Annotated in this window: 22 protein-coding genes and 1 pseudogene; 12 read left to right on the top strand and 11 right to left on the bottom strand. The window is 58.5% G+C overall.

The window, feature by feature from the left end; translation table 11 throughout:
- Nucleotides 1–181 precede the first annotated feature (181 nt).
- On the top strand, nucleotides 182–1,405 hold the full coding sequence (gene nirK, locus GAL_RS18915) for a copper-containing nitrite reductase (RefSeq protein WP_024099151.1): 1,224 nt from the start codon (nucleotides 182–184) through the stop codon (nucleotides 1,403–1,405).
- A 36-nt stretch (nucleotides 1,406–1,441) separates the two neighbouring features.
- The gene (locus GAL_RS18920) at nucleotides 1,442–2,200 is read left to right on the top strand and encodes a formylglycine-generating enzyme family protein (RefSeq protein WP_024099152.1); all 759 of its coding nucleotides are present in this window, start codon (nucleotides 1,442–1,444) and stop codon (nucleotides 2,198–2,200) included.
- Nucleotides 2,201–2,202: 2 nt separating this feature from the next.
- Here the strand turns inward: GAL_RS18920 and GAL_RS18925 are convergent, their stop codons facing one another.
- Both GAL_RS18925 and GAL_RS18930 read right to left on the bottom strand, forming a co-directional pair.
- Entirely contained in the window at nucleotides 2,203–2,811 is a 609-nt protein-coding gene (locus GAL_RS18925) for a TetR/AcrR family transcriptional regulator (RefSeq protein WP_024099153.1), read from the bottom strand.
- A gap of 96 nt (nucleotides 2,812–2,907) precedes the next feature.
- Entirely contained in the window at nucleotides 2,908–3,915 is a 1,008-nt protein-coding gene (locus GAL_RS18930) for an AraC family transcriptional regulator (protein ID WP_024099154.1), read from the bottom strand.
- Between the two features lie 156 nt (nucleotides 3,916–4,071).
- Between GAL_RS18930 and GAL_RS18935 the strand changes: the two genes are divergently transcribed.
- Both GAL_RS18935 and GAL_RS18940 read left to right on the top strand, forming a co-directional pair.
- Entirely contained in the window at nucleotides 4,072–4,512 is a 441-nt protein-coding gene (locus GAL_RS18935) for a cupin domain-containing protein (protein ID WP_024099155.1), read from the top strand.
- 123 nt (nucleotides 4,513–4,635) lie between these two features.
- Entirely contained in the window at nucleotides 4,636–6,123 is a 1,488-nt protein-coding gene (locus GAL_RS18940; protein WP_024099156.1) for a flavin-containing monooxygenase, read from the top strand.
- Between the two features lie 45 nt (nucleotides 6,124–6,168).
- Here GAL_RS18940 and GAL_RS18945 read toward each other — a convergent pair whose 3' ends face one another.
- Together GAL_RS18945 and GAL_RS18950 are read right to left on the bottom strand one after the other, a co-directional pair.
- Nucleotides 6,169–6,870: an MOSC domain-containing protein gene (locus GAL_RS18945; protein ID WP_024099157.1), complete on the bottom strand. Its 702-nt coding sequence runs from the start codon at nucleotides 6,868–6,870 to the stop codon at nucleotides 6,169–6,171.
- Nucleotides 6,857–7,414, bottom strand: coding sequence for a MarR family transcriptional regulator (locus GAL_RS18950; protein WP_024099158.1), 558 nt, complete (start codon nucleotides 7,412–7,414; stop codon nucleotides 6,857–6,859). The genes GAL_RS18945 and GAL_RS18950 overlap by 14 nt, the downstream gene beginning before the upstream one ends.
- Nucleotides 7,415–7,494: 80 nt before the next feature.
- On the opposite strand from GAL_RS18950, the gene GAL_RS18955 reads away from it, so the two are divergent.
- The gene (locus tag GAL_RS18955; protein ID WP_024099159.1) at nucleotides 7,495–8,244 is read left to right on the top strand and encodes a hypothetical protein; all 750 of its coding nucleotides are present in this window, start codon (nucleotides 7,495–7,497) and stop codon (nucleotides 8,242–8,244) included.
- Nucleotides 8,245–8,302: 58 nt separating this feature from the next.
- Here GAL_RS18955 and GAL_RS18960 read toward each other — a convergent pair whose 3' ends face one another.
- Nucleotides 8,303–9,259 (bottom strand): PDR/VanB family oxidoreductase, encoded by a 957-nt coding sequence (locus GAL_RS18960; RefSeq protein ID WP_024099160.1) that lies wholly within the window; start codon nucleotides 9,257–9,259, stop codon nucleotides 8,303–8,305.
- A 131-nt stretch (nucleotides 9,260–9,390) separates the two neighbouring features.
- Between GAL_RS18960 and GAL_RS18965 the strand changes: the two genes are divergently transcribed.
- The 5 genes and pseudogenes from GAL_RS18965 (at nucleotide 9,391) to GAL_RS18985 (ending at nucleotide 15,797) form a co-directional block, all read left to right on the top strand.
- The gene (locus GAL_RS18965; protein WP_024099161.1) at nucleotides 9,391–10,296 is read left to right on the top strand and encodes a LysR substrate-binding domain-containing protein; all 906 of its coding nucleotides are present in this window, start codon (nucleotides 9,391–9,393) and stop codon (nucleotides 10,294–10,296) included.
- Nucleotides 10,297–10,386: 90 nt separating this feature from the next.
- Nucleotides 10,387–11,541, top strand: a complete 1,155-nt coding sequence (locus tag GAL_RS18970; protein ID WP_024099162.1) for an aromatic ring-hydroxylating oxygenase subunit alpha — start codon at nucleotides 10,387–10,389, stop codon at nucleotides 11,539–11,541.
- Nucleotides 11,538–12,989 carry an aldehyde dehydrogenase family protein gene (locus tag GAL_RS18975; RefSeq protein ID WP_024099163.1) on the top strand — a complete coding sequence of 484 codons (1,452 nt, stop codon included), beginning with the start codon at nucleotides 11,538–11,540 and terminating at the stop codon, nucleotides 12,987–12,989. The genes GAL_RS18970 and GAL_RS18975 overlap by 4 nt, the downstream gene beginning before the upstream one ends.
- A gap of 3 nt (nucleotides 12,990–12,992) precedes the next feature.
- Nucleotides 12,993–13,232, top strand: a complete 240-nt coding sequence (locus tag GAL_RS18980; protein WP_024099164.1) for a hypothetical protein — start codon at nucleotides 12,993–12,995, stop codon at nucleotides 13,230–13,232.
- A 144-nt stretch (nucleotides 13,233–13,376) separates the two neighbouring features.
- Nucleotides 13,377–15,797 (top strand): annotated as a pseudogene (locus tag GAL_RS18985) (GcvT family protein).
- Nucleotides 15,798–15,873: 76 nt separating this feature from the next.
- Here GAL_RS18985 and GAL_RS18990 read toward each other — a convergent pair.
- From GAL_RS18990 to GAL_RS19015, 6 genes are all read right to left on the bottom strand, one after another.
- Nucleotides 15,874–16,881 (bottom strand): Ldh family oxidoreductase, encoded by a 1,008-nt coding sequence (locus GAL_RS18990; protein WP_024099167.1) that lies wholly within the window; start codon nucleotides 16,879–16,881, stop codon nucleotides 15,874–15,876.
- A gap of 62 nt (nucleotides 16,882–16,943) precedes the next feature.
- Entirely contained in the window at nucleotides 16,944–17,594 is a 651-nt protein-coding gene (locus GAL_RS18995; protein ID WP_014881772.1) for a DUF3726 domain-containing protein, read from the bottom strand.
- Complete coding sequence (locus tag GAL_RS19000; protein ID WP_024099168.1) at nucleotides 17,591–19,282, bottom strand: hypothetical protein; 1,692 nt, start codon at nucleotides 19,280–19,282, stop codon at nucleotides 17,591–17,593. The genes GAL_RS18995 and GAL_RS19000 overlap by 4 nt, the downstream gene beginning before the upstream one ends.
- Before the next feature lie 103 nt (nucleotides 19,283–19,385).
- Nucleotides 19,386–20,930 (bottom strand): BCCT family transporter, encoded by a 1,545-nt coding sequence (locus GAL_RS19005; protein ID WP_024099169.1) that lies wholly within the window; start codon nucleotides 20,928–20,930, stop codon nucleotides 19,386–19,388.
- A gap of 62 nt (nucleotides 20,931–20,992) precedes the next feature.
- A complete protein-coding gene (locus GAL_RS19010) occupies nucleotides 20,993–21,985 on the bottom strand; it encodes a membrane dipeptidase (protein ID WP_024099170.1) in 993 nt (330 codons plus the stop codon).
- A complete protein-coding gene (locus GAL_RS19015) occupies nucleotides 21,985–23,433 on the bottom strand; it encodes an aldehyde dehydrogenase family protein (protein ID WP_024099171.1) in 1,449 nt (482 codons plus the stop codon). The genes GAL_RS19010 and GAL_RS19015 overlap by 1 nt, the downstream gene beginning before the upstream one ends.
- 110 nt (nucleotides 23,434–23,543) lie before the next feature.
- On the opposite strand from GAL_RS19015, the gene GAL_RS19020 reads away from it, so the two are divergent.
- Both GAL_RS19020 and GAL_RS19025 read left to right on the top strand, forming a co-directional pair.
- Complete coding sequence (locus tag GAL_RS19020) at nucleotides 23,544–24,440, top strand: LysR family transcriptional regulator (protein ID WP_024099172.1); 897 nt, start codon at nucleotides 23,544–23,546, stop codon at nucleotides 24,438–24,440.
- A complete protein-coding gene (locus GAL_RS19025) occupies nucleotides 24,437–25,444 on the top strand; it encodes a GlxA family transcriptional regulator (RefSeq protein WP_024099173.1) in 1,008 nt (335 codons plus the stop codon). The genes GAL_RS19020 and GAL_RS19025 overlap by 4 nt, the downstream gene beginning before the upstream one ends.
- Nucleotides 25,445–25,452 lie beyond the last annotated feature (8 nt).

Raw genomic sequence — 25,452 nt, forward strand, 5'->3', positions numbered from 1 at the left:
AAAACAAAACTGAGGGGTCGTCACCCGCGTGAAGCTTTGACCGCCGGTTGGTCAGCCAAAAAACCTCCGCTGTCTTTGCGCTGCCGCAACGTCCCGAATTCAACGATCACCTAAATTTATCGCGACATCAGCAAATGCGGCTCGCCCAAGGCGGAGCACGCCAAAGACAAGGAGAGCGACAATGACCAAACGTTTCAACCCCGGGCTTGCGCGAACAAGCCGTCGCAATGTGCTGCGCGGAACCGTTCTGGCCGGTGCTGCTGCGATGACCGGTGGGCTGGCTTCCTCTGCAAACGGGGCCGGTCGTCGTGCAGCGGTGCCGCCACTGCGCGGCGCGGCGCCCCAGTTCATTCAAGCCGAAGCGCAGGCGCAGGCCGAGGCCGCCCCGGTGGATCTGTCGGGATACACCCGCGTCAAACAGGAATTGGTCGCGCCGCCGTTCGCTCCCAAACATGAACAGGTAGCATCCGGCGGGCCGAAAATCGTAGAGATTGAACTGATCACCGAAGAGCGGCTGATGGTGGTGGATGAGGACACCGGTGCCGAGATCTGGGCGCTGACCTACAACGGGTCTGTTCCCGGCCCGCTGATCATCGTGCATGAGGGCGACTATGTCGAACTCACCCTGCGCAATCCGACAGACAGTCAGATGGAACACAACATCGACTTTCACGCCTCGACCGGGGCACTGGGGGGCGGCGGTCTCACCCATGTTTTTCCAGGCGAAGAAACTGTTCTGCGTTGGAAAGCAACCAAACCCGGCTGCTTCACCTATCACTGCGCACCTGGCGGCGCGATGATCCCCTACCACGTTACCCATGGGATGAATGGTGCCATCATGGTGCTGCCGCGCGATGGCCTCAAAGACGGGGAGGGCAATCCGCTGCGCTATGACAGCATCGCCTATATCGGTGAGCAGGATTACTATCTGCCGATGGACGAAAACGGCGACTATCGCACCTATGAACTGGCAGGCGACGATTACGCTGACAGTATGGACGCGATGCGGACACTGGTGCCGACCCATTCGGTCTTCAACGGCGCTGTTGGTGCTCTGACCGGCGACAACGCACTGCGCGCAAAGGTCGGCGAGACGGTTCTGATAATCCATAACCAGGCCAACCGCGACTCCCGTCCGCACCTGATCGGCGGCCACGGCAATTATGTCTGGGAGACCGGGTCATTCACCGACGCGCCACTCACCGGTATCGAAAGCTGGTTCGTGCGTGGCGGCAGCGCCATGGCAGCGATGTACACCTTCGAGCAGCCCGGCGTTTATGCCTATGTGAACCACAATCTGATTGAGGCGGTTCTGCTGGGGGCCACTGCCCACTTCGTCGTCGGTGGCGCCTGGGATAATGCGCTGATGGAACAGGTTGTTGCGCCGCGCAGCTTTGAAACCTGAACCAGCGCACCGCGCATCAAGACCTAGGAGAGCACAATGACCGCTGCCACATTGCACCGCCCCGCTGACCGGATTGTCCTGTTGGGTCTGGGCGCCCTTGTGGCGACGTTGGTCCTGTTGGTCGCCATGTTCCTTCCCCGCGTGTCTGTCGGCCCTGCGGGGGAGGACATCCTTCAGCCAGAGCTGGTGCCTGCGGTCGCCGAGCATGGCCGGCAGCATGTCATTTACGTCATGAAACATGAGGTCACGGTAGCGGAGTGGAACCGCTGCCATGCCGACGGGGTTTGCGCATTGAACCTGCGGACACGCCCCAATCAGGATGCCGCGATCACGCCTGCAACCGGGCTGAGCTATCTTGATGTGGGCGAATATCTGGCCTGGATCAATGCCCGCAGCGATGGCGGATATCGCCTGCCGCGTGTTGCGGAATGGGAGCATCTCGCAGCATCCGTCCTCCCTGAAGAGCCTGATCCGATCTTCACAGATCCAGATCTCACCTGGGCGTCAACCTATCTTCTGGGCGAACAAAAGAGCCGGGCGCTGCGTCCGCAAGGCAGCTATACGACATCACCGGATGGAATTGTTGATCTCGACGGCAACGTCTGGGAGTGGACGCAGGATTGCTACGCCGGTGCCTCCGGCGCCAGTTCCAGCCGTTGTCCGGCGTATTTTGTGGCAGGCGAACATCTGGCAGCCGTTCCATTCCTTGTCCGCGACCCGGCGCGGGGTGGATGTGCCGTAGGATCGCCGCCAGCACATCTGGGCCTGAGGCTGGTCCGGGATACTCCGCTTTAGCCTCAGTCCGAGCGCACCGCCGCGAGGATGAAATCCAGAAGACTGCCCCGCAGCTGTCGCATTGGCACGTTTTCCAGCACGCTGCGGTAGGCGCTGCCTTCAATAAGTTCGACAATCATCTGTGCCGTTTCATTGGGGGCCAGCTGGCTCCTCATGTCACCCGCATTTCTGCCGCGTTCCAGAATTTTGGCGAGTGCGACTACCAATTCCCTGCGATTGTCAAGAAAGAGACGGGCGATATCCGGTTTGCGGATGGCTTCGCTGGTGATTTCCAGCCCTAGAATGACATTCTCCGGCACCGCGAGGTATTTCGCATAAGCTCTCACGAAGTTCTCGAGCAGCTTCATCGGGGCGCGTGGTTGTGCAAGCCCGTCGATAAAGGGGACAAGTTCCGCACGTTCCAGAGAGGCAATCTCCACCAGCACATCATGTTTGCCCGGGAAATGATTATAAAGGTTGCCGAGGCTGACGCCTGCGCGATTTGCGATATCGCGCACACCGGTCTGGTGGTAGCCGGTTTCGAGGAAACACATGATGGCCGCTTCGAGGATCTGTTGCCGTCGTTTGGCGGTCGTCTCGATCCGGGTGGGTTTGCGCTGGCCGTCTGACATCTGTGTCCTTGGCTGGTGTCTCCATCGCATCGGCGCTTACCCATGCGGTTTGCAGCAAGATGTAGCTCCACCGTCAAGGGCAAGCAAGGCGGGACGTTAGCTGCAGTCTTGTCGGCGGGCGGTGTGACTGGGCGAGTGGCCAAAGCGGGCCTTGTAATCGCGGGCGAAGCGGCCAAGGTGTGAAAACCCGTTGGAAAAGGCAGCGGTGGTCACATCCGGCGTGTCGGTCTGTGCCATCAGGTGATAATGCGCCGCATCCAAACGAGCGTTGCGAAGCACCCGCATCGGGCTCTCCCCAAAGGCGCGACGAAACCCGTTTTGCAGAGTGCGAATGTTCAGGTCCACATGGGCTGCGATATCGCTCAGCTGGATCGGATTGCTCAGGTTGGCGTGAATGTACTCCACTGCCGCTCGGATACCCGGCGGCAACGCACCGTGGTCAGCGCGTTCAATAATATGAGAAATATTGCTGGGAAGCCGTGTCAGCAGCGCGCGTGCAAGATCCTCTTCCACCCGGAGATCGGAGCCACTTAGCGCACCTTGGAACAGAACCCCAGCCTCGGCCGCCTGAACACAGGCACAGACCATCTGCCTCAGGCGCTGCCCACCCTCGGAATGGAGATCGACGCGGGTGGCAAAGCGGATTGGTCCTGGCAGTTCTGCCCGAATGATCTCGCGCGCCACGGTTTCCAAATGCCCGCGATCAATCTGTAGCAGCAGTTTGCGGCAATCAGCGCCCCACTGCATTGTCGTGTCCCGGTCCGGATTGAGCAGCGTCGCAGTGCCTGCATTTGCAACAATATCTGAGCCGCGATGCCGGACACTGGCCTGACCGGACAGTGGGATCTGCAGCAAATAGAAGGAATCCAACATGCCCGGATCAATGGTCACATCAGCACCATAGTGCAGGTAGTTGATCGAGCTGTGACGCCCGGCCACGTGGTTGTGGCGGACTGCAAGGTCTTGATGCCGCTGCGCAATATCCAATCGGTGATCACAAAATTTCTGCCCGACCCGATGGCGCGCCTCATCAAGATCCCCGGTGCGCAGCAACGGATGATTTTTCAGATATTCAACAGCCTCTGTCTGGGCAGCGATGGCCATCTCGCCTCCACGTCTGGTGGCTCCAGCTTAGATCGCTGCAACGATATTTCAAGCCTCAACCATCTAGGGATCAGATGGGTTCGTTTTCTGGATAATCGAATTTTCGCTCCCGGTGCAGGCTGGTCATCGCAACACAGTTTCAGGGAGGAAACCGCGATGGAAAAAGGGATCACCAAGGCAAGCGAGGGCATCCAGGGGATGTCTTGGACGGTGGTGGGACAGACCTACGTCCCCAAATTGCTCAGCAATGATGCGTTTATTTGGGATGCGGTTTTGCCTGCCGATACGTTTGTGCCGCCGCATATCCACCCCACGCAGGATGAATGGATCAGCGTCTTGGCAGGGGAGCTGGAGGTGGAATTTCTAGGCGATATCCACAAAGCCGGACCCGGCGATATGGTGCGTATGCCAAAGGGCAAAGCCCACGCGATTTTTAATCGGTCCGGCGCAGAAGCGCACTGCATTTTCGGCGTGGCGCCCGCGCGCAAGCTGTTTGATCTGTTCATTGAATTGGACGGCGTGACTGATCCGGCGGAACTGGTGCGCCTGTCTGCCCTGCATGAGGTCGATTTCCTGCCACCCCCAGCTGATGCCTGAGATTGAAACGGGCCGGATCGCCATCTGACCCGTCGGATCCATGCCAGCGACCGGTCCGCCGGGGAGGCGGACCGACCGATAAAGACGGCCGCCGGGAGAGTGGCCGGGAGGGGAGAACGTAATATGATAAAACGAAAAACGGTTGCCGTAATCGGTGGGGGTGTCAGCGGTTTGGCCGCAGCCAAAGCTTTTGATGAGCGCGGGCATCGAGTGATCGGGTTCGAACGCAGCCATGACTTTGGGGGGGTCTGGGAATTGTCACGCTCCTACCCGGACGTGCAGACACAATCGCCAAAAGATCTCTATTGCTACACCGACCATCCGATGCCCGCGGAGTATCCGGAATGGCCCAAGGGACCGCAGGTCCATGCCTATCTGCACTCCTATGCAGAGAAACACCGGCTGGCGCGGCTGTTCCGGCTCAACACTTCGATCACAGCGATGGACCGGCGGCAGGATGGCCAACCGGGATGGACCCTCACACTTGAGGCCGCTGGCCAGATCTGGCAGCAGGATTTCGATTTTGTGGCGATCTGCACCGGTCAGTTTTCGGAAAAGAACATCATCCGCCATCCAGGTCAGGAGGAGTTTGTCGCGCGGGGTGGGCAGGTGATGCACTCGTCGGATTACACAGATCCCAGCCTGATGGCGGGGAAGGACGTGGTGGTCCTCGGCGGGTCCAAGTCTGCCACCGATATTGCTGTCAATGCAGCCAAGAACGGCGCAAAATCTGTACGGCTGGTCTACCGGGAGAACGTCTGGCGCGTGCCCTATTTCGTCGGCGGCATCAACTTCAAGAAGCTGCTCTATATGCGGGCGCAGGAACAGCAGTTCAATCAATGGGGCAAAAATCCCTTGCAGCGTGTCATCGCGGCAGCGCTGAAGCCTCTTGTCTGGGCCAATTTTCGCGGGTTGGAAACCCTGCTGAAACTGCAACTGGGACTTAAGAAGCACAATATGGTGCCCACCACTCCCATTGAGAAAGAAGTGTCCTGCTCCGTGCCGATTGTGACGCCGGGTCTCTTTGAGGGGCTGAATGACGGCAGTATCACATCCGTCATCGGCACCTTTGAGAGCTATCAGGAGGACGGTCTGCGGCTGAGCACTGGCGAAGTGGTTCCCTGCGATATCGCCATTCTGGCGGTTGGCTGGAAGCTTGGCGTACCCTATCTGGCGCAAGAGTACCGAGACAAGCTGATAGAGGACGACGGGCAGTATCGCGTCTACCGACTGTCGGTGAACCCGGATCTGCCGGAAATGGGGTTTGTCGGGTTCAATTCCAGCTTCTGCACAGTTCTGTCGGCCGAGATGATCGCCAACTGGCTGGTGCGCTATGCCGACGGGCAATTGGCCCATCAGCCGAGTCGCGCTGAGATGGATGACAGTATTGAGATGATGTTGAACTGGCGCCGCCGCGAGCGGCCAGCGGCACGAGTTTACGGCGGGCTGTGTTCAGCGCCCTTTCATTTCAAACACTTCGACGAACTGCTGTCGGATATGGGCGCGCGGGTGCACAAGCGCAAAAACCCGCTGGTGGAGCAATTTTCACCGCCAGACGCGACAGCCTACGGACAGTTTCTCGCCACGACTCCGCAATACCGGGTCGGCTGATCACTGCGGTCGTGACGCGGTTAGAAATAGGGACCAACCTGAGTCCTACTCCTGCGCGCCAGTCAACCGCGCGCGGGTATCTTCGCCAGTGTCTCCCTCTGCCATGCGGGTGAAGGCGGCGCGCCAACCTGCGGCGAGATCCTCCATACGTGCCAGCACTGCGGCATCTTCCGGTGAAACCTTACGGGTGAGCCGTGCGCGCGTGACACGCTGTACCGTCCAGCCTGACTGTCGCCGTTCCATCAGCGTGATGGTATCCCCTGTCTGCGCGGTTCCGGGCTCAAGCACCCGGTAGTACCATCCGGTGCGTCCTGTTTTTTGAAACAGGTAGGGCATCCGTGTGTTGCCGGTATAGTGTCCCAGTTTCCAGCAGGGTTGCCGCCCTTGGCTGATCTGAACGACGGCGGTGCCCAATCGCAGGATATCACCAATACAGAGGGTGTCCTCGGTCATCCCCAGGCTGGCGATATTCTCACCAAAAGCGGCAGGCACCGAGGTGAACGGCATCTCTGCTTCGTCCTGCCATAGGCGATAATGATCGCTTGCGTAGTGATGGATCGCCTTATCCGCGCCGCCATGGACAGTTAGATCTGCCTGGGCATCCCCGGTGAAGCCGTCGAAGTCTATCTGCTGCAGCCCATGAACGGGAGATTTGTGGATGGCCGTCGGGGCCTTGTCTGCCCAAGGGGTGGCAATAGGACCGTGAAAAATCCCCGCTATCCGGGTTGAAAGGTCAGGTTGCATCATCTGAAAGCGCCTTATGTTCCACACAAATTAGATCTCTGTCACCGGGCTGAAGTGGTAGATTCAGCAGGGTACAGTAGCCATGGGCAGGGCCGGTATCGTGAAACTGGCAGGTTTTGCATAAGCCAAAAGCCCGCCCGCCACGGGCGTCTAATGCGGTCCGCAAGGTTGCCGCCAATGCGCTTTCCAACGCCTCTGCCACCTGATCCTCCAGCTCTGACAAAGCCGCGCCGATGACAGAAGGCGCTTCTGCAAGTGCCAGCCCTTCTGCGGTCAATCCATAGGAAATCGAGCGCTGATCACCGGTTTTGGGTTGCTCCTGAACAAATCCTTTGCGTGCGAGCGCCTTTAACGTCTGGGACATGGTGCCGCGTGTTGTCCCAAGGAACTCAGCCACGTGAGAGGGCGCTCTTGAGTATCGGTTGGCGCGTCCGAGGTAATCCAATGCAGCGTATTGGGCGGGGTTGAGGCTGCCCGACCATCCGCCAGCGGCGTCGATGCGGGCCAGACGATTGATCAGCGAACGAATACGGGATTGTGATGTCATGGACTATTGGTATCGACTCGAAATCAATAGCGCAATATGGTTTATTATAGCGACTCGCTACCACTATACTGGAGACGACTATGACACGATTATTTACACCTGCGGCCATCCTCGTACTTGGAGCGGGCAGCGCTCTTGCCGATGGCAATCATGCCGTGCACCAAAAGGGGGCTATACTGTCTGAAACAGACACCCAGAAAGTGGCGTCCTTTGACATTCTGGCGGCTCATGCGCACCGGGCCGGTAACACCGTCACCTTTCACATGACGACAAATGGTGATGCCGGGGCCGACACGCCGGAGCCCGTAGGTACGGTTGGCGGAGCAGGAGTGTTCTCATACGTCTGGCCTACTTCACTGGACCCTGAGGCGGTCGGGTTTGAACCGGGCACCGGAATCCTTGCACTGGCAGCCACCAGCCATCCTGATTTTGATGACACGCCCCTGGTGGATGAGAACAATGATGGGGATACAGGCAATGATGGCCTGCTGTGGCATAGCCATTGGGTGGTCCTGACCCCGACCGAGGCCTGCGGCCCCGGCGCATTGGCGGTGCGTGACATCCCCGCAGATGCCACGCCGCAGCTGCCAGCAACATGGCCGGGCCTGCCTATTTACCTGGACAGCCCAGGCTTCACGCCACTGTTCGACGGGCCGGAAATTGCCGTAACGGTTGGCTTTCGCAGCGATGTGGACCTAAGTGGCGTGGCCTATGATGGCGTAACATCCGCCCTACGGGTCAATGCCAACGTGCATGCACCATTGCTTTGTGTTGTGGACGTTTTTGACGTTGCATCCGGTGACCTGAGCCTACCGGCAAAGATCGAATAGCGGATCGGTGGCGCGGCAGGGGTGCCGCGCTGCTCCGCAGCGGTGACCGCTATAGGTATCAGAGATTTAGCACCAGTTTATCTCCCTTGGCCCGGGAGACACAGGTGCAGAGATAGCTGTTTGTCGCCTGTTCCTCTGGTGTCAGGATGCCATCGCGATGATCCACTTCCCCGTCGAGCACATCAACGAGACAGGCCCCGCACAGACCCTCAGAACAGCCGAAATCCACCGCGATGCCGTTGGCCTTTAGGACGTCCAGAATGCTCTCTTCAGCGGACACCCGCAGCATTGCGCCGGTTGACTGGATTTCGATGTCAAAGCTTTCATTGTTACCCGTATCCGTATCGGCAAGGACAGCAAAACGTTCGAAATGGATGGTGCCACCGCGCATGACACTGCCTGCCTCCAGCACCGCGTTCAGCATCGGCTCCGGCCCACAGGTGTAGACATCACTCCCCATCGGCATTGATCGCAGAACCTCGGCCAGATCCAGCTGGCCGTCGGTATCGTCACAATGCAGATGATAACGGTCCCCCAGATCCAGCGCGCGAAACTGCTGATCCATCGCGGCCAGATCCTGTGAGCGGACCAGATAGTAAACCTGAAAATCCCGCCGCGCATTCGCCAACTCACGTGCCATGGCCACTAGAGGTGTGGCACCGATTCCACCCGCGATCAAAGTGACATAATCCGTATTGGCATGCGTGTTGGGCTGTAATCTGAAATTGTTACGGGGAGTGCCGAGCGCAATTTCATCCCCACATTGCAATGCGTGCATGGCACGCGATCCGCCACGGCCGTTGGCTTCCTGTTTGACGGCAATATTCAGCTGACGGCCATCCTGGCTCCAGTTCCAGATCGAATACTGCCGCACAAGGTCCGAACCTAGGTGCACATCAACATGCGCACCGGATTCCAGACCGGAAAACCGCCCCTCAATGAGTTCAAAGGAAAAATCGGCGGTATCAGGGCTTAGTGCAGTTTTGCCAACAAGACGGGCGATCCGGGTGTCCATCTGCTGTCTGTCCTCCAAGGGGTGAATTGATGTCTCTCAGAACCGCATTTGAGTTTGCCATTCAATTCGAAAAATACTCATACTCAGGTGAACTGATATAATGCCTAGCCACGCCTAATAGCAGAGCCACCATGTCCAGACGCCACTATGACCTACCACCCCTCACCACACTGGCGGCCTTCGAAACCGCCGCGCGCCACCTAAGTTTCAAAAATGCTGCGCAGGAATTATCTGTTACACCGGGCGCAGTCAGCCATCAGATCAAGGCGCTGGAGGGAGAGCTTGGTGTTGCTCTGTTTCAGCGAAAACACCGTGGCGTTGAACTCACCCGTGAGGGGCAGGGGCTGTATGAGAGCTTGGCCACATCGTTCCGGCAAATCTCGCGCCAGCTGTCAAAAACCCGACAAATGGGCGAGGAGGACGCGGTAACAGTCGGATCGACCACGGCAGTGGCAGCGCTTTGGCTGTCTCCAGTGATTATCCAGTTTTGGCGGGAATACCCGGATCTGAACATTCATCAGATCACGCAGGACCGCCCGTTTCATGACACGCGGGAGTTTGATTTTTTTATCCGCTATGGACGAGACAGTGATGCCACACTGGCGCATACCGCAATCTACCGTGATCAACTGGTGCCCGTTGCGCGGCCCGATCTCGCGGCGGGGCTTAACGGTGCTTCCCTGCAGGAACTCGCAGAGCAACGGCTGATCCACCTGCAAAGCGCGAGCCAGAGTTGGACAACTTGGGCCGACTGGTTCCACGAATTGGGCCACAAGGGCGACATCGCTGCTGGCACCCGGGTGACCAGCTATTCGGTTGCGCTGCAAATCGCACGAAAGGGGGCAGGCGTTGCGCTTGGGTGGCGGCGACTGATCCAGCCGATGCTGGACAGCGGCAAGCTGGCGATTGTTGGCCATCATAGTGTTCCGGCACCACGGGAATTCTATCTGGTCGGGTTGCCGGAGGATGAACTGTCACCCAATGCGCTCAAGCTGAAACAATGGATCCTGTCGCAAGCGCGCGATACATCAGTTTAGTCTCGTTCATCCATGAATGAAGTTTTCTCCTATTGAGCGCAGCCGGTCTGCGCCTCCAATAGGGCAGCCACCTTCGCCATGGAGAGTTCGATGAACACACATAGCCCCCTGTCGTCTGTGCTGACCTCGGTTAACACCGCCAATGGTCTGCCAAATGAACATTACGTCGATCCACGCGTTTTTGACGAAGAAAAGAAATCGGTTCTGTTCGCGAATTGGTCGGGTATCGGCTTTGCCAAGGACATACCGGAGGCAGGGGACGCCAAGCCGATTGATTTCCTTGGCATGCCACTGTTGCTGGTGCGGGACCGTACTGGTGAAATTGGCGTGTTTCAGAACACCTGCCGTCACCGGGGCATGATCCTTGTCGACAAACCGCAAAAGATCCGTGGTGCCATCCGCTGCCCTTATCACAGCTGGTGCTACGGGCTGAACGGCGCCTTGCGGACAACACCACATGTTGGCGGACCGGGGCAAAACACCCATGAAGACGTCGATATGGATAAACTGGGTCTGATCCGTATCCGCTCACATATCTGGCGGGATGTGATTTTTGTAAACGTCGATGGGCAGGCGCCTGACTTCACTGAGGTTCATGCCGGATTGCTGGAACGCTGGCAGGAATTTGAGACGCCGATCCATCACGGCGGCGAAGGGTCCTCGCTGAAACTGGAGGTCGCGACCAACTGGAAGCTGGCGGTCGAAAACTACTGCGAGAGTTATCACCTGCCTTGGGTGCACCCCGGTCTCAACAGCTACTCCCGACTGGAGGATCACTACAATATTGAGGAGCGCGGGCAATATTCGGGTCAGGGCACCTTGGTCTATCGCCAGCTGACCGATGAGGGGGGCGCCAAACTGCCCGATTTTGCAGGATTGAGTGACCAATGGGATGAAGGTGCTGAATATATCGCAGTTTATCCCAATGTCCTGCTGGGTGTGCAGCGTGATCATAGTTTTGCGATTGTTCTGGAGCCAAAGGACTGCGGCCATACGGTCGAACATATTGAGCTCTACTATGCCCAAAGCGAGCGGGACACGCCGGAGCTTGACGGGCTGCGCGCCTCCAACGCGCAACTGTGGAAGACTGTTTTTGAGGAAGATGTCTTTGTTGTCGAAGGCATGCAGAAAGGTCGCCACGGGATATTGTTCGATGGTGGGCGTTTCTCTCCGGCGATGGACGGGCCGACGCACAACTTTCACCATTGGGTCGCAACGCAAGTACAAAGAGGGCGCGCGGTATGAGCGATTTCCTGCGCGATGGTCTGGCGCGGAACTACCTTGCCGGATCCTGGGACGAAGGGGACGGCGGCGCGCGTTTAGCGGTTGAGGATCCCGGCAAGGCACAGGATTTTGCCGATGCGGCGATGGCGGGGGAGGCCACATTAGCCCGTGCGCTGGAGGCCGCGCGGGCCTCTTTTGAACGAGGTGATCTGGCGGACCTGCAGCCCTCAGCCCGCGGTCGATTGTTGCTGCGCGTGGCGCGCGAAATTCGTGCCATCAAGGCGGAAGGCGCAGAGATCCTCTGCCGTGAAAGCGGTAAGACATTGGATGCCGCAAGGGATGAATTCGAAGAAGCCGCCTTATATTTTGAATATTATGGTGGCGTTGCCGACAAAATTGAAGGGAAGTCGATCCCCCTAGGGCCGGACTACGTCGACTACACGATATATGAACCACATGGCGTATCAGCGCAGGTGGTGCCCTGGAATTTTCCAGTGTCTATCGCCGCTCGGTCGTTGGCGCCGTCAATGGCGGCAGGGAACGCCACAATTATCAAGTCGCCTGAGCTGGATCCAATCGCGCTGGCGCTGTTGGGTACGGCACTGGAACGCGCCGAGGTGCCCGCCGGCGCAGTTTCAATCCTGAATGGCATCGGCGGCGATCTTGGCGCGCGTCTGGTCGCCAGCAGTGAAGTCGATCAGATCGTCTTTACCGGATCTGTGCCTACCGGGCAGGCGATCCTGCGGGCTGCCGCTGACACGGTGACCCCGTCCCTAATGGAGCTGGGCGGCAAATCTGCGGCGGTGGTGTTTGACGATGCGGATCTGGATGGGCTGATGAATAGCCTGCAATCGGGGATTTTCTTCAATGCCGGTCAGGTCTGTTCGGCCATGGCACGGGTTCTGGTGCATCGCTCGATCTATGACGAGGTCGTGGCCCGTGCGGTTTCGTTGGCTGATGGGCTGACGGTCGGACACGGCATCGACAATCCAGAGCACACGCCAGTGATTTCCGCAACGCAGCTAGCACGGATCGAAGCGATGATCACAACCGCAGGGCAGGATGGCGCCCGTATTGCCGCCGGTGGAGCACGGCTGGAGCGTGAGGGTCATTTCATGGCGCCGACGATTTTGTCTAACGTCAACCCAAATACCCGCGTCGCCCAACAAGAGATCTTTGGACCGGTCACCTGTATCACCCCGTTTGAGACTGAGGCGGAGGCAATCACCATAGCCAATGGCACGGAGTTCGGTTTGGTCGCCGGGGTATTTACCCGTGATCTGGCGCGGTCGCACCGCGTTGCGCGTAAACTTCGCGCCGGTCAGGTGTTTGTCAATGAATGGTTCGCTGGTGGAATTTCCACCCCGTTTGGCGGCATCGGCAAATCCGGTTTTGGTCGCGAGAAAGGCTTGGAAGCGCTGTATAATTATGTGCGAACCAAGAATATCGCGATTTCGCTGAAGGGCTGAGGCATGGAGCGTGATGATCTTGAACAGGCCCTGCTACAGGCCCATGCGGAGGGTGACAGCGCCGCTCTGATACGGCTCTACTCTTTGGCTGCGGACGCGGCGGAGGGCGAAGACGAGATTGATCGGGCCTGCTTCTATCTCACTCATGCCTTTGTCTTTGCGCTGGAAAGCGGCGCGCCGGAGGCCGACCCGTTGAACGCCCGCCTGGCCGCACAGGGGCGGGCGCATCGGCTTGTCTTCTGAGATGTCGCAAACGGGCATTTTTCATACAATCCTGGCTGGCACCCTAAGGTGTGAGGCCATTCAACCGGACCCAACGGTCCAACCCGTCGCGGTGGCGGTGCAGGCCACTATGACCGCGACATAAGGCTCTTGAAGGGGGCAGAAATGCGCAGTGAAGCACAGGCAGTTGTCATCGGCGGAGGTGTCATCGGCTGTTCGATCCTCTATCACCTGACGAAACTGGGATGGTCCGATGTGGTCCTGTTGGAGCGGGATGAGTTGACCTCCGGCTCGACCTGGCATGCAGCGGCCAATATTCATGGGTTGCACGACAGTACAAATATCAGCCGTATCCAGCACTATACCATGACGCTCTACAAAGAGCTGGAAGCGGAAACCGGGCAAAGCTGTGGGGTGTTTCAGCCGGGATCTCTGTATCTGGCGCAGACTGAGGAGCGCGAACACCAGCTGAAGCTTCAGGCCGCCAAGGCCAAGCTCTATGGCATGAATTTCTACGAGATCAGCCTTGAGGAAGCCAAGCGCCTGAACCCGCTGGTCAATTATGACGGCATCCGTTGTGTGATGTATGAACCCGACGGCGGCAATGTGGACCCATCGGGTGTGACCAATGCCTATGCAGTGGGTGCGCGCCAACGCGGCGCGGAGATCCATCGCTTCACTCCCGTCACAGCCACCGAGCAGCAGGCGGACGGGAGTTGGCTTGTCCAAACCCCGAAAGGGGATATCCGCACGCCATGGGTGGTGAATGCTGCCGGGCTTTGGGGCCGAGAGGTTGCAGCGCTTGCTGGGATTGAGCTGCCGTTGCAACCAACGGAGCACCAGTATTTCGTGACTGAAACCATGGCCGATGTCGAAGGTCATGGCAGTCGGCTGCCATCGGTCAGCGACCGGGATGGCGAATATTATCTGCGCCAAGAAGGGCAGGGCCTGCTGGTCGGCGCCTATGAGAAGGATATGAAATTCTGGGCCGAAGACGGCACACCGCTGGATTTCGCCCATGACCTGTTCCCGGACGATCTGGAACGGATTGAGGATAATATGATGAACGCCATTGAGCGGCTGCCGGCAGTAGGAGAGGCAGGGATCAAACGTGTCATCAACGGACCGATGATCTGGTCGCCGGATGCCAATGTTCTGATGGGTCCGGTTCCGGAGATGGAAGGCTATTTCTGCTGCAATGGGATTATTCCGGGGTTCTCTCAGTCCGGTGGTATGGGGCTGATGGCTGCGCAGTGGATCATTGAGGGCGAGACCCAATATGACATGTTCGCCTGGGACATCGCGCGATTTGGCAGTTGGGCGACCAAGGAATTCACCAAGGCACGGGTGAAGGACCAATATGCGCATCGGTTTGCCATCCACTTCCCCAATGAGGAGCGCAGTGCAGGTCGTCCCGCGCGGACTCGTCCGATCTATGCGCTTCAGGCCGAAATGGGTGCAGTCTTCGGTCTTAATGCCGGGTGGGAGCATCCCTTGTGGTTTGCCGATACACCGGGTGCCAAGGACACCAACGGGTTCACCCGCCAGAATTGGTGGGGGCCAGTGGGTGAAGAATGTCGGATGCTACGCAGCCGCGCAGGCATTATTGATATTTCTAACTTCGCCAAATACCGCTGTGCCGGACCGGGAGCTGAGGCTTGGCTGAACGCTGTGTTTGCCAACACGATGCCTAAGGCTGTCGGTCGCTCCTGCCTGACACCGCTGATCTCCAAACGCGGGGGCATCGCCGGAGATTTCACCGTGACCCGTGTCGCAGACGATGAATTCTGGATTATCGGATCCGGCATGGCGGAGCGTTATCACAAACGGTTTTTCAAAGAGGTGCCGCTGCCTGGGGACACGGTCTTTGAATCAAAAACGGATGATACCTGTGGTTTCAACGTGGCTGGCCCGAAGTCGCGCGAGATGTTGCAACGGCTGACCAATACATCGCTTGCGACGGAGGATTTCCCTTTCATGCGGTCGGCCATGATTGAGCTTGCAGGGGTGGAAGTGCTTGCCCTGCGGGTGTCTTTCACCGGCGATCTTGGCTAGGAGCTACATTGCAAAAGTGACGATCAGCAGAGGCTTTATGCGGCGCTTTTGGCGGCGGGTGAGCAATACGGCGCAGGTCCCGTTGGCAGCCGGGCCTTGATGTCTCTGCGTGTTGAAAAAGGGTATGGCTCCTGGAGCCGGGAATACAGCCCGGAATACTGGCCTCATGAGGTTGGCTTGGATCGGCTTTGCAAACTGCAAAAGGGCTTCCTGAACAAAGATAGCGTACAAAGTGTTTTAGAAAATCCGGCGCGCGAACAGCTGGTGCTGTTGCATCTGGATGAGGCGGGGACGGAGGCGTCGAATGCTGATGCAACCGGGGGTGAGCCTATCTTCAAGGATGGCAAGGGCATTGGCCGGGTCACTTCCGGTGCCTACGGCTACAGCGTCGGGATGTCGCTTGCACTGGGGTTTGTGCGGGATGCTAACCCCGGCGACGTGGTGGAGGTGATGGTGCTGGGCCGTCCACACCGTGCGGTCATCCTGGAGCAGCCACCGTTTGATCCGGCTGGGGCAATCCTGCGGGGATAGCAGGCCATGAAATGAAAGAAGGAGGCCGTGGTGGCCTCCTTCTTTGTTGTCTGAAAGTGGACTTCGCCACAATAGGTTAGAGGAGCGCGCGGACCTTCTCCAAGAGTGCGGCATTGACGGCCACACCTTCAGATGCGGCACGGGTCCGGCAGGCACGACGGCCATCACCGGGGAGGCGGGCACCATCCTGATCATGGATAGAGGCGATGAGGTCGGCCAAACGTTCCTGAAACGCACCGCCCGCCGTTGCCTTCGGATCAACTGCTATGAAGAACTGACCTGTCTTCGGAGGGCCCCCCGCAGTACCGGAGAAGGGGCTGGCGACTGAGCCGAGCGTCGCACCGGTCATGGCGGCGGCCATCAGTTCAACGGTCAGCGCAATGCCGACCCCTTTGTAGCCACCGGAGGGCACCATGGAGCCTTTGAGACCTGCGTCGGGATCAGTGGTCGGCTGGCCGTCCGCATCCAGAACCCAGCCCTCAGGCACGGGTTTGCCTTCGCGGGCGTGTTTCATCACTTCGCTCTTGGCGATGGTGCTGGCAGATTGGTCGATCAGCAACGCAGCGTTGCCATCTGCATCGGGGGCCGCGATGGAGAACGGGTTGGTGCCCACAACCGGTTTGGCCCCGCCCGAGGGCGCGATTGAGGCTGGCGCATTGGTGAAACCGATACCCAGCAGACCCGCTTGCGCCAGACGTTGGGTGTGAACCCCCAGAACACCGCAGTTGTAGGAATTGTTCACTGCGAGAACGGCAACACCCATTTCACGAGCCAGTGGGATCAGTTTTTCGAACCCCTGATCAATCGCGCTGTGGGCAAATCCAGTTGCCGCATCCACGGTCACCACAGCGGGGCGGGGCTGCTCGACAACAGGGGTGGCCTGCCCATCAACCTTGCCGCATTCCACATGCTGGGCGTAGATTGGAATATAGGCCAGCCCGTGTGATGCAACGCCATCGGCTTCGGTCATGGCTGTGGCGACAGCCAGGGGACGGGCGTTGGCCTCAGAGGTGCCCGCCTTGACCAGAGCGCGGAAGGCCAGATCTTCGATTTCAGCAAGGGTCAGGGTTTCTGTCGCAGTCATGTCGATCTTTCTCGTCTGAATATAAGGATAAGGTGCCAGACAAGCTGACACCGAAAGGGTGATCAATCGTTGTCGCTGAGACCTGCACCAGCGCCCCGCAGGCGGCTTTCTTCGGTGGCAGGCGCAAAGGTGCGATGGGCGAATTGGCTTAGCTGGTCCCAGCTTTCTTCCGAAACATTGGCACGCATGACGGGTTCCTTCTGGCCTGTCATATCGGCCGGTGCGGAAAACACCATCTGATCCGCCAGTTGGGTAAGAAAGGCGTCGCTCTCTCCCTGCACGCAAAGCCGCTTGCCATCGGTGGCAAGCCGCGCGCCCTGCCATTCTGCAGCGACAGGGCGCCCCAGTCGTAATGCGGCCCCGCCCATAAATGGGACAGCCAGCAAGGGAAAATTCACATTCTCCATCGTGATCCGGCCGCGGTCCAACAGGCGCACAGCGCAGTCGCTCAGCGCCGCGCCGGCAATCAGCGGGCTCATCCTGCGGGCGGGCGCGTGCCAGATCTCTGCCCGCAGCGAAACAGGCGAGACATCAATCGACGGAATGCGGTCATTCATGGTCAGAAGACCCGCCAGCATTTCGGTGCCGGGAAAACCAAAGGAAGACAGCCATCGGGTGCCCTTGGCAGCCTCTTCCGCCAGCCCCCAAGAGAGACCAGCGCCGCGGGCAGCGCGCTTGCTCATGGCCTCGATTTCATTCAGCGAATGGCTCATGCTGCACCCTCTTCCAGTTCGGGGAACACCCAAAATTCTGCGTTCTCAGCGGTTAACTCAGTGGGAAGCGGGGCGTTGCCATACATGCAGATCCGCACCCAGCGGTCCGACCGGGGGTCGAATTTGGTCGCCCCGAAAAAGGCCAGCTTGCAGCGCAGCATATCAATGGGGAGCACCTGATCGGAAATCGTGTTGTCACGAATTTCCGCATAGGGCGCGCGCCCGACGATCTGGGCACGCCGCAGAACGTGGCGATGCTCCGAATGGCGTAGCAAGAAATCGGCGACCTGAGCCTCGTCCGGCCAATGGGCGAGAGCTTGATACAACATGGCAGCATCACGACCCGGTGCCAATGGCTGCTCATATTCTTCAATCGGCTCCTCGAAGCGTTCCCCTAACCGAGGTTCGAGCTTCTCTTCTGAGACATACCAGGCACGTGCCTTGTTCGCCGGCGTCTGCCAGTTGGTATCGATGGCCCACGCGTAGACATCACACAGGATCTTGCGCAAATCCCCAATCGTCATCGCACCGGCAATGCGGAAGGTGGCAGTGTTGTCCGCCGACATGTCTTCGGCAAAGCCATCGACCAATCCGCCGTAAGGTTCCAGCATCAGCGAGGCGATCCACTCCTGCCCTTCCAGCGAGAGCGTCTCCTCAGCCCAGCGATAGAGGACGTCCCAGGGCTTCGGCCCCGCCAATGTCTGGATTTCAAGATAACTTGTCACCTGATCAGCGTCCGACCGCAGCGCGCTCAGTTTCTGGATCTGGATCGGGTGTTCTGATTGCCAGTCCGCAATTGTCATTTTGCTGCGCTCAACCAACGAACGGAACAGCGCAATGTCATCTGGATGGGCTTCTTCAATGTTGCGCACAGCCTGAATGGCCTTTTCACGCGCAGCCACCCAATTGTTGAACAATACGGGATGGTTCAGCAGAAACGGCGCCATTCCAAGGCCGGTAGAATTGCCAATTCCCATCGATCGCGCCAACTCCGGAGCCAGTTTGGCGGCAGTGGTGCCATTGGCTCTCGCGCGGCAATCCGCCATGTGCTGGACCAAATCGGTCACAAACCAACGGGTCAGATAGACCGACAGCATCTCGACCTGAAAAGGCGCGCGAAACTCGGGGCGCTCCGCGATCATTTCACGATCCGCCGCCCCCAGTTTTCCCGACCCATAAACGGCGGTGGTCCGCATCAGGTAGCCCACCGCATCGATCTGTTCAGCAGAGGGTTGCTGGCCTGACGCCAAGGAGCTGACCACATGTTCCCACAACCGCACAGAGCGGTTCGCACGGGAGACAGACAGTTCCGAGCCGGAGACACGCCCGGCTTCCTGAACAGGAATATTCTGCGACAGCCGCGTGATATCCGCGTCGGTGGGCACCCCGTCGTACAAGGTGAATGTGGCGTCCCACGCCTCCGCAATGACGCGGTCAGAACGTTTCTCTGGCGGCAGATCATGGGCAAATGCTACCAGTGAATAGGCGCGATCTGGCCCATGCGCGGTGTAAACCGCATGGCCTTGACCTGTCTCATCAATGTCAAAGGCGGTTTGTTCAAAACGCCAGCCCTCGCGTGCCAGACGCCGGGTCAAAACCCGCATGAAAGACAGGCGTGATTGGTGCATCGAACCGAGGCGCGCCAGACGCATGACAGTGTTCGGTTCACGGCAGAGAATGTCGGTCATTCGGATTGGCCTTTGCAATCAGGTCGTTAGTCATATCCCGTATGATCTGAACAGGTCGGGCGGTTGGAATGGATGCCGGGCGCCAGCGACGCCCGGCAAGTGTTTAGCTCTCTTTGCCCTTCGCCAGGGTGATGCGCAGCGCATCCCAGAGTGAAGGCAGCAGGATCAGTGACACTGGCACAGCCGTGACCACGATGAAGCTCTGCAATTTTGATACGCCCCCGGAGCCGACAGAGATCAAAATCACGGCCATCACACCCATCGCGATGCCCCAGAAAACACGTATAGCTGTGCTGGGTGTGTCGCCCTTGGTCATTGTAGCGGAAATCACGTAGCTCATCGAATCCCCGGTCGTGGCCACAAAGATCGTGGTCAGGATCAGGAACAAGATGGAAACCAGGAATCCCATCGGCAGGTTGTTGGTGATCGCCAGCAAAGCGGCGGGCAGGTTAAAGCCTTCAAACGCCGCAGAGATGGTGCCCGGCTCGGCCAGTTCCATCGCGATACCTGTGCCGCCGATGATGGTGAACCAGAAGTTGGTCACGATGGGGGCGATAACCGACAGCATGATGATGATTGAGCGGATGGATCGACCGCGGGATACCCGCGCGATAAACATTGCCATCAGCGGGCCGTACCCCATAAACCAGCCCCAGAAGAACACGGTCCACCACCCCAACCAACCGGGGGCGCCGAAGACAGCCGCATCACCGCGATACAGAGCCATCTGGAAGAAATTGCCCAGGTAGGTCGCAAACCCGGAGAAGAACGAGCCGAAGATGAAACCGGTAGGTCCCGCCAGAAGGACGTAGATCAACAGGACCGCTGCGAGGATCACATTGATCTTTGACAACAGCTGAATGCCACGGGACAGCCCGGTCATTGCGGAAATTGTGTAAAGCCCGACCAGTGCACCGATCACCACGAACTGCGTGGCAAAGACATCCGGGATGCCAAAGAGGTCAGACAGGCCATAGCTGACCTGAAGCCCAAGGAATCCGATCGGACCCACGGTGCCCGCCACCACAGCAATGATGGACGACGCATCGGCAATCACGCCAATCGGGCCGTTGATGGCCTTGTCGCCGAACACAGGATACAGCAGCGTCCGTGGTGCTAGCGGCAGGCCTTTTTCATAGTGGTAATGCATCAGCATCACGGTCGAGAGTGAGCCAAGGATCGCCCAGGCCAGGAACCCCCAATGCATGAAACTCTGTGCGATGGCTGGTGTCACAGCGGCTTCGCTGCCCCCTTCGGCGCCATAAAGCGGCGGTGAATAGAGGAAGTGTGCAATTGGCTCGCCTGCGGCCCAGAATACGCCACCGCCGGCAAGCAATGTGCACATGATCATGGAGCCCCACTGGAATGTGGTGAACTCAGGTGCGGCCAGCCCGCCGAGAATGGCACGGCCTCCGGGCAATACACAGAGCAGCAGGCCGATCAAAAACGTCGCCAGAAGCAGGATCTGCCAATATAGTCCGAAATAGGTCGCGGCGATGTTAAATCCCCAATCAACCAGCGCCGACAGGCCGTCAAGATTGACCAGTGCGGCCACACAGAACAGCGCGATAAAGCCGCCCGAAAGCAGAAAGAGCGGCTTATTAATGCGGCTCTCCTGCGATGTTGTTTCCATCGATGTCTCTGACATCTGTCCCTCCCATTGGTCGGCCCGCTATCATTTTGCTAGGCCGTTAAACGTACCCCGGTCCGTCAGCTCCCTGCCTTCGGGCCAAAATTCTCATCAAAGAAGCGGTGCCAATTGTCCCCCATGACAGCGGCGACCTCTTGTTCGTTCATTCCAACATTGCGCAGCCCGTCTTCGATGTTTCCAAAGTCACGGTTGTCCTCAAACCAGCTGGGCATCGGCGGGAAACCGGGCGCGGATTTTGAACCCTCGCCGTAGTCGATTTCCTTGGTCCAGCGACCAACACGCATCCACTCGACGATGCTGTCGGGCTGATCCTGGCAAAGGTCTGTGCCAATGCCGAGATGTTGCACACCATATCGATCCGCGGTCCGCGCAATCATCTCGCAGAAGCTTTGCAACGTGCAGGCGGATTTGTCTTTCAGGTGATGCGGATAAACGGAGAAGCCGAACATCCCGCCATTGGACGTGACCGCGCGGATCACGTCGTCTTTCTTGTTCCGCAGGGCAGGGGACCAGTCATGCGGATTGGCATGGGTGATGGCAATCGGGCGTTCTGACAGGTCCGCCGCCTCAATCGTTGAACGATCCGCGGAATGGCTCATATCCACCACCAGACCGACGCGGTTCATCTCCTTGATGACCTGCTTGCCCATGCGGGTGATGCCGGTGTCCTCAGCCTCATAACAGCCGGTCGCCAGCAGCGACTGATTGTTATAGGTCAGCTGCATGAACCGTGCGCCCAGAGTGTGAACGATTTCGACCAGGCCGATATCATCTTCGATCGGTGAGGGGTTCTGGAACCCAAAGAACACCGCCGTGCGCCCGGTCTCCCGCGCCTTATCGATGTCCGAGGCCCAAAGACCCTTCATGATCAGATCAGGATACTGCTCAAACCAGCGGTTCCACTTCTCAAAGTTCAGAACCGTTTCACGAAAATTCTCGTGATAGGCGATGGTGACGTGGATTGCATCCACGCCCCCGTCACGCAGCTGGCGAAAGATCTTCTCCGACCAGTTGGCGTATTGCAGCCCGTCAATCCGGAACCCGGACCGCATCAAACCGGGCCTGCGCTGATATAGGCGGTTTTGACGGTGGTATAGAATTCCGCCGCCGCCTTACCCTGTTCGCGCGGGCCATAAGAGCTATCGCCGCGACCACCGAAGGGCACGTGGTAGTCCGTGCCAGCGGTCGGCAGGTTTACAGTCACAACACCGGTGCGCGCGTTGCGGCGGAAATGGGTGGCGCGGGCCAGTGATTTGGTGACGATCCCCGAGGTCAGGCCAAAGTTGGTGTCATTGACCACCGAAAGCGCCTCATCATAGCTGCCAACCTTGATCACCGATGTCAGCGGCGCGAACATTTCCTCACGGTTGATACGCATGTCGTTGGTGCTGTTCAGGAACACGCCCGGGGACATGTAGAAACCTTGATGCGGCATCTCCAGACGTTGCCCCCCGCAGGCCAGTTCAGCACCTTCCGTCTTGCCAAGATCAACATAGGCGAGGTTTTCAGTTAGCTGTTGTTCGCTGACCACTGGACCCATCTGCACGCCTGCTTCCAGTGCGTGGCCCACTTTCATCGCTTGTGCCCCTGCGATCAGTTTCTCCACGAAGGCGTCATGAACACCGGCATGGACCACCAGTCGCGAGGAGGCCGTGCATTTCTGACCGGTACCGCCAAAGGCACCACCAAGCGCCAGCGTCACGGCCAGATCCAGATCTGCGTCATCCATCACGGCCAGCGCGTTCTTGGAGCCCATTTCCATCTGTACCTTGGTCAGGTTCTGGATGGCGGCAGCAGCAATACCTTTGCCCACCGGCACCGAGCCGGTAAACGAAATGGCATTCACCTTGGGGCTTTCGACCAGACGCTGGCCGATGGACCGGCCCGAGCCCATCACGAGGGAGAACAGACCTTTTGGGATGTCCTGCCGCTCAATGATCTCCGCCAGCGCAACAGCCGATGCCGGGGTGATGTTTGCAGGTTTCCAGACCACCGCGTTGCCATAGCAAAGCGCCGGGGCAATTTTCCACGATGCGGTCGCTGTGGGGAAGTTCCAGGGGCTGATAATCGCAACGGTTCCGACAGCCTCACGGCGGACGTCGACCTCAATATCGGGGCGTACAGAATCCGCGTTCTCACCGATCTGGCGCAGACACTCGGCAGCATAATAGGTGAAGAACTGACCGGCGCGGTAGACTTCACCCTTACCCTCGGCCAGCGGTTTGCCTTCCTCACGGCTGAGCAGCGTGCCCAGTTCCTCGGCGCGGGCCATCATTTCATTGCCGATGGCATTCAGCACCGCTTGTTTGCGCTCCAGACCGTAAGCGGCCCATTCACGCTGTGCCACCTGCGCCTGATCCAGTGTCGCCTCCAGCTGATCGGCGCTCGCCTGGGCAAAGACACCGACCAGATCGCTCAGGTCAGACGGGTTCCGGTTTTCAACTTCGCTCTCACCAGCAAGCCATTCACCGGCGATCAGGTTCTTTTGGATATCAGTCATGGTCAGAGGCCTCACACAGAATTCAGTTTCCATGGGTATGGACATGAGACGCCACTTCAATCAAACTCAAATAACTGAACACCATTTCAGAAACTTTGAAGTCTATAGCTATGGCGCTTAAAATTGAGTTGCTTCGCGGATTTGCCGCAGTTGCCCGAAGCGGGAACCTAAGTGACGCAGCCGGCATTCTGGGGCGCACACCGTCTGCGGTGTCGATGATGCTGAAACAGTTGGAGACGCATCTGGGCGAACCGCTGTTCGAAACCGATCGAAAGAACCGCCTGACGGCGCTGGGGGCCTTTGTGCTGGAACAGGCCGAGCGCGAGTTGCAGCAATACGACACAATGGTCAAAGCGATTGAAGGCTATGCCAAAGCCACACATGGACATGTGCGGATTGCAACCGTTCCATCAGTTGCAGGCACCGTGATGCCTTTGGTATTTTCAAGGCATATCAGTGATTTCGAGCATGTTGACATTGAGCTTCGTGATATGGATTCCATATCTGTCCTACATGAATTGTCCCGTGAGCGTATCGACATCGGGATTGCCACACTGGGCCAAAACAGCTCCGGCCTGCACAGCCAGCACCTGCTCTCGGATGCCTTTGGGGTGATCTGCACCCGCAATCACCCATTGGCGCAGGAACGTGGAAAAATCGACTGGGATATGCTGCGGGATGAGCGTTTGATCGCCAACAGCCTGTCCGCGGGGATCAATGCCGAGCCGTCCCGGATATTGCACGATAAGGCGCTGTTAAAGGCGCAGAACCTGACCTCCATCATGGCGATGGTGCGGGCAGAAATTGGCGTCACTATTTTGCCTGAGATGGCCGCACGGGCTGCAAATGCGCCGGAGCTGGTGTTCTGTCAGCTGGCTGATTCGCGGGCCACACGTCAGATCCATCTGCTGCGCAAAACTGATACCGCCCTGTCGCCGGCCGCGCGATTGCTGGAAAAACACATTCTCACCTGTGCTGCAGAACTCACCGAAGGAGGCCTGTCATGACCCGAACCGACGCGCCACTCACACTGGGCATTCTGATCTTTCCCGGTTTCCCAATGGCCTGTCTGACCTCCTGCATCGAACCATTGCGCGCCGCCAATGAAATCGCCGGGAAGGAGGCCTTTCGTTGGACGGTGGTGGCTGAAACCGCAGATCCGGTCGCCTCCTCAGCTGGGGTCAGTTTTGGTCCGGATACCGTGCTGGCGGATCTAGCCGAGCATGATTTTCTGTTTTTTACGGCGGGACCAAATGCGCGGTTTGACCAACCGGCACGGGCCAATGCAGCCTTGCAGCGGATCACCCGGAGCAAGACTAGGCTCGGCGCCTTCAGCGGTGGGGTTTTTCCGCTGGCACGGACAGGTTTGGTGGCGGGTCAACCGCTCTCGGTTCACTGGTGTTACGAGGCCGCATTTGAGGCAGAATTCCCGGACATCGAACCACAAAGCACGGTGATCTGCGACGAAGGTTCCTTTGTAACAATCTCCGGAGCGACAGCGGTGTTTGACTACATGCTCACCTTGATTGAGGAGCATCTCGGCGGGGATATCATGGCTGAGGTTGCCTGTTGGTTTCAGCACCCCTATGTGCGCAGCGCAGCAACTTCTCAGAAAACACCTGCATTTTCAACGGCCAAGAGCAAGGACTTGCTGCCAAAGAAGGTGACCCAAGCGATCGAACATTTCGCGGAACACATCGAAGACCCGATCCAGATCAGTGACGTAGCGGACGCCATCGGGGTGTCCGCCCGGTCGCTGGAACGCAGCTTCAAAGAGGCCACAGGGCAGAGCCCTTTGAAATACTACCGGATGATGCGGATGAATCAGGCGCGGCAGCTGGTGCTGTATTCCAGTACGTCGGTAACAGAGATTGCCTATATGGTCGGCTATAGCACCCCCGGCGCATTCCTGCGGATCTACCGCGAGAGCTTTGGCGTCACGCCGATCAATGACCGGCGCGCCAAGAACTCCTTGCGCGTCAAAAGCGGGGATGCCCTGCCGGCGGGATAGGCCCGGCA

The organism is Phaeobacter gallaeciensis DSM 26640, from assembly GCF_000511385.1.
Classification (GTDB): Bacteria; Pseudomonadota; Alphaproteobacteria; order Rhodobacterales; family Rhodobacteraceae; genus Phaeobacter; species Phaeobacter gallaeciensis.

What these genes read in the sequence shown, in the direction of transcription:
- GAL_RS18965 (WP_024099161.1), top strand. Translation starts at nt 9,391, where the DNA reads ATGTCCAGACGCCACTATGACCTACCACCCCTCACCACACTGGCGGCC.
- GAL_RS18960 (WP_024099160.1), bottom strand. Translation starts at nt 9,259, where the DNA reads ATGGACACCCGGATCGCCCGTCTTGTTGGCAAAACTGCACTAAGCCCT.
- GAL_RS18955 (WP_024099159.1), top strand. Translation starts at nt 7,495, where the DNA reads ATGACACGATTATTTACACCTGCGGCCATCCTCGTACTTGGAGCGGGC.
- GAL_RS18940 (WP_024099156.1), top strand. Translation starts at nt 4,636, where the DNA reads ATGATAAAACGAAAAACGGTTGCCGTAATCGGTGGGGGTGTCAGCGGT.
- GAL_RS18970 (WP_024099162.1), top strand. Translation starts at nt 10,387, where the DNA reads ATGAACACACATAGCCCCCTGTCGTCTGTGCTGACCTCGGTTAACACC.
- GAL_RS18935 (WP_024099155.1), top strand. Translation starts at nt 4,072, where the DNA reads ATGGAAAAAGGGATCACCAAGGCAAGCGAGGGCATCCAGGGGATGTCT.
- nirK (WP_024099151.1), top strand. Translation starts at nt 182, where the DNA reads ATGACCAAACGTTTCAACCCCGGGCTTGCGCGAACAAGCCGTCGCAAT.
- GAL_RS18920 (WP_024099152.1), top strand. Translation starts at nt 1,442, where the DNA reads ATGACCGCTGCCACATTGCACCGCCCCGCTGACCGGATTGTCCTGTTG.
- GAL_RS19000 (WP_024099168.1), bottom strand. Translation starts at nt 19,282, where the DNA reads ATGACCGACATTCTCTGCCGTGAACCGAACACTGTCATGCGTCTGGCG.
- GAL_RS18925 (WP_024099153.1), bottom strand. Translation starts at nt 2,811, where the DNA reads ATGTCAGACGGCCAGCGCAAACCCACCCGGATCGAGACGACCGCCAAA.
- GAL_RS19005 (WP_024099169.1), bottom strand. Translation starts at nt 20,930, where the DNA reads ATGTCAGAGACATCGATGGAAACAACATCGCAGGAGAGCCGCATTAAT.
- GAL_RS18995 (WP_014881772.1), bottom strand. Translation starts at nt 17,594, where the DNA reads ATGAGCCATTCGCTGAATGAAATCGAGGCCATGAGCAAGCGCGCTGCC.
- GAL_RS18945 (WP_024099157.1), bottom strand. Translation starts at nt 6,870, where the DNA reads ATGATGCAACCTGACCTTTCAACCCGGATAGCGGGGATTTTTCACGGT.
- GAL_RS18990 (WP_024099167.1), bottom strand. Translation starts at nt 16,881, where the DNA reads ATGACTGCGACAGAAACCCTGACCCTTGCTGAAATCGAAGATCTGGCC.
- GAL_RS18980 (WP_024099164.1), top strand. Translation starts at nt 12,993, where the DNA reads ATGGAGCGTGATGATCTTGAACAGGCCCTGCTACAGGCCCATGCGGAG.
- GAL_RS19010 (WP_024099170.1), bottom strand. Translation starts at nt 21,985, where the DNA reads ATGCGGTCCGGGTTCCGGATTGACGGGCTGCAATACGCCAACTGGTCG.
- GAL_RS19020 (WP_024099172.1), top strand. Translation starts at nt 23,544, where the DNA reads ATGGCGCTTAAAATTGAGTTGCTTCGCGGATTTGCCGCAGTTGCCCGA.
- GAL_RS18975 (WP_024099163.1), top strand. Translation starts at nt 11,538, where the DNA reads ATGAGCGATTTCCTGCGCGATGGTCTGGCGCGGAACTACCTTGCCGGA.
- GAL_RS18950 (WP_024099158.1), bottom strand. Translation starts at nt 7,414, where the DNA reads ATGACATCACAATCCCGTATTCGTTCGCTGATCAATCGTCTGGCCCGC.
- GAL_RS19015 (WP_024099171.1), bottom strand. Translation starts at nt 23,433, where the DNA reads ATGACTGATATCCAAAAGAACCTGATCGCCGGTGAATGGCTTGCTGGT.
- GAL_RS19025 (WP_024099173.1), top strand. Translation starts at nt 24,437, where the DNA reads ATGACCCGAACCGACGCGCCACTCACACTGGGCATTCTGATCTTTCCC.
- GAL_RS18930 (WP_024099154.1), bottom strand. Translation starts at nt 3,915, where the DNA reads ATGGCCATCGCTGCCCAGACAGAGGCTGTTGAATATCTGAAAAATCAT.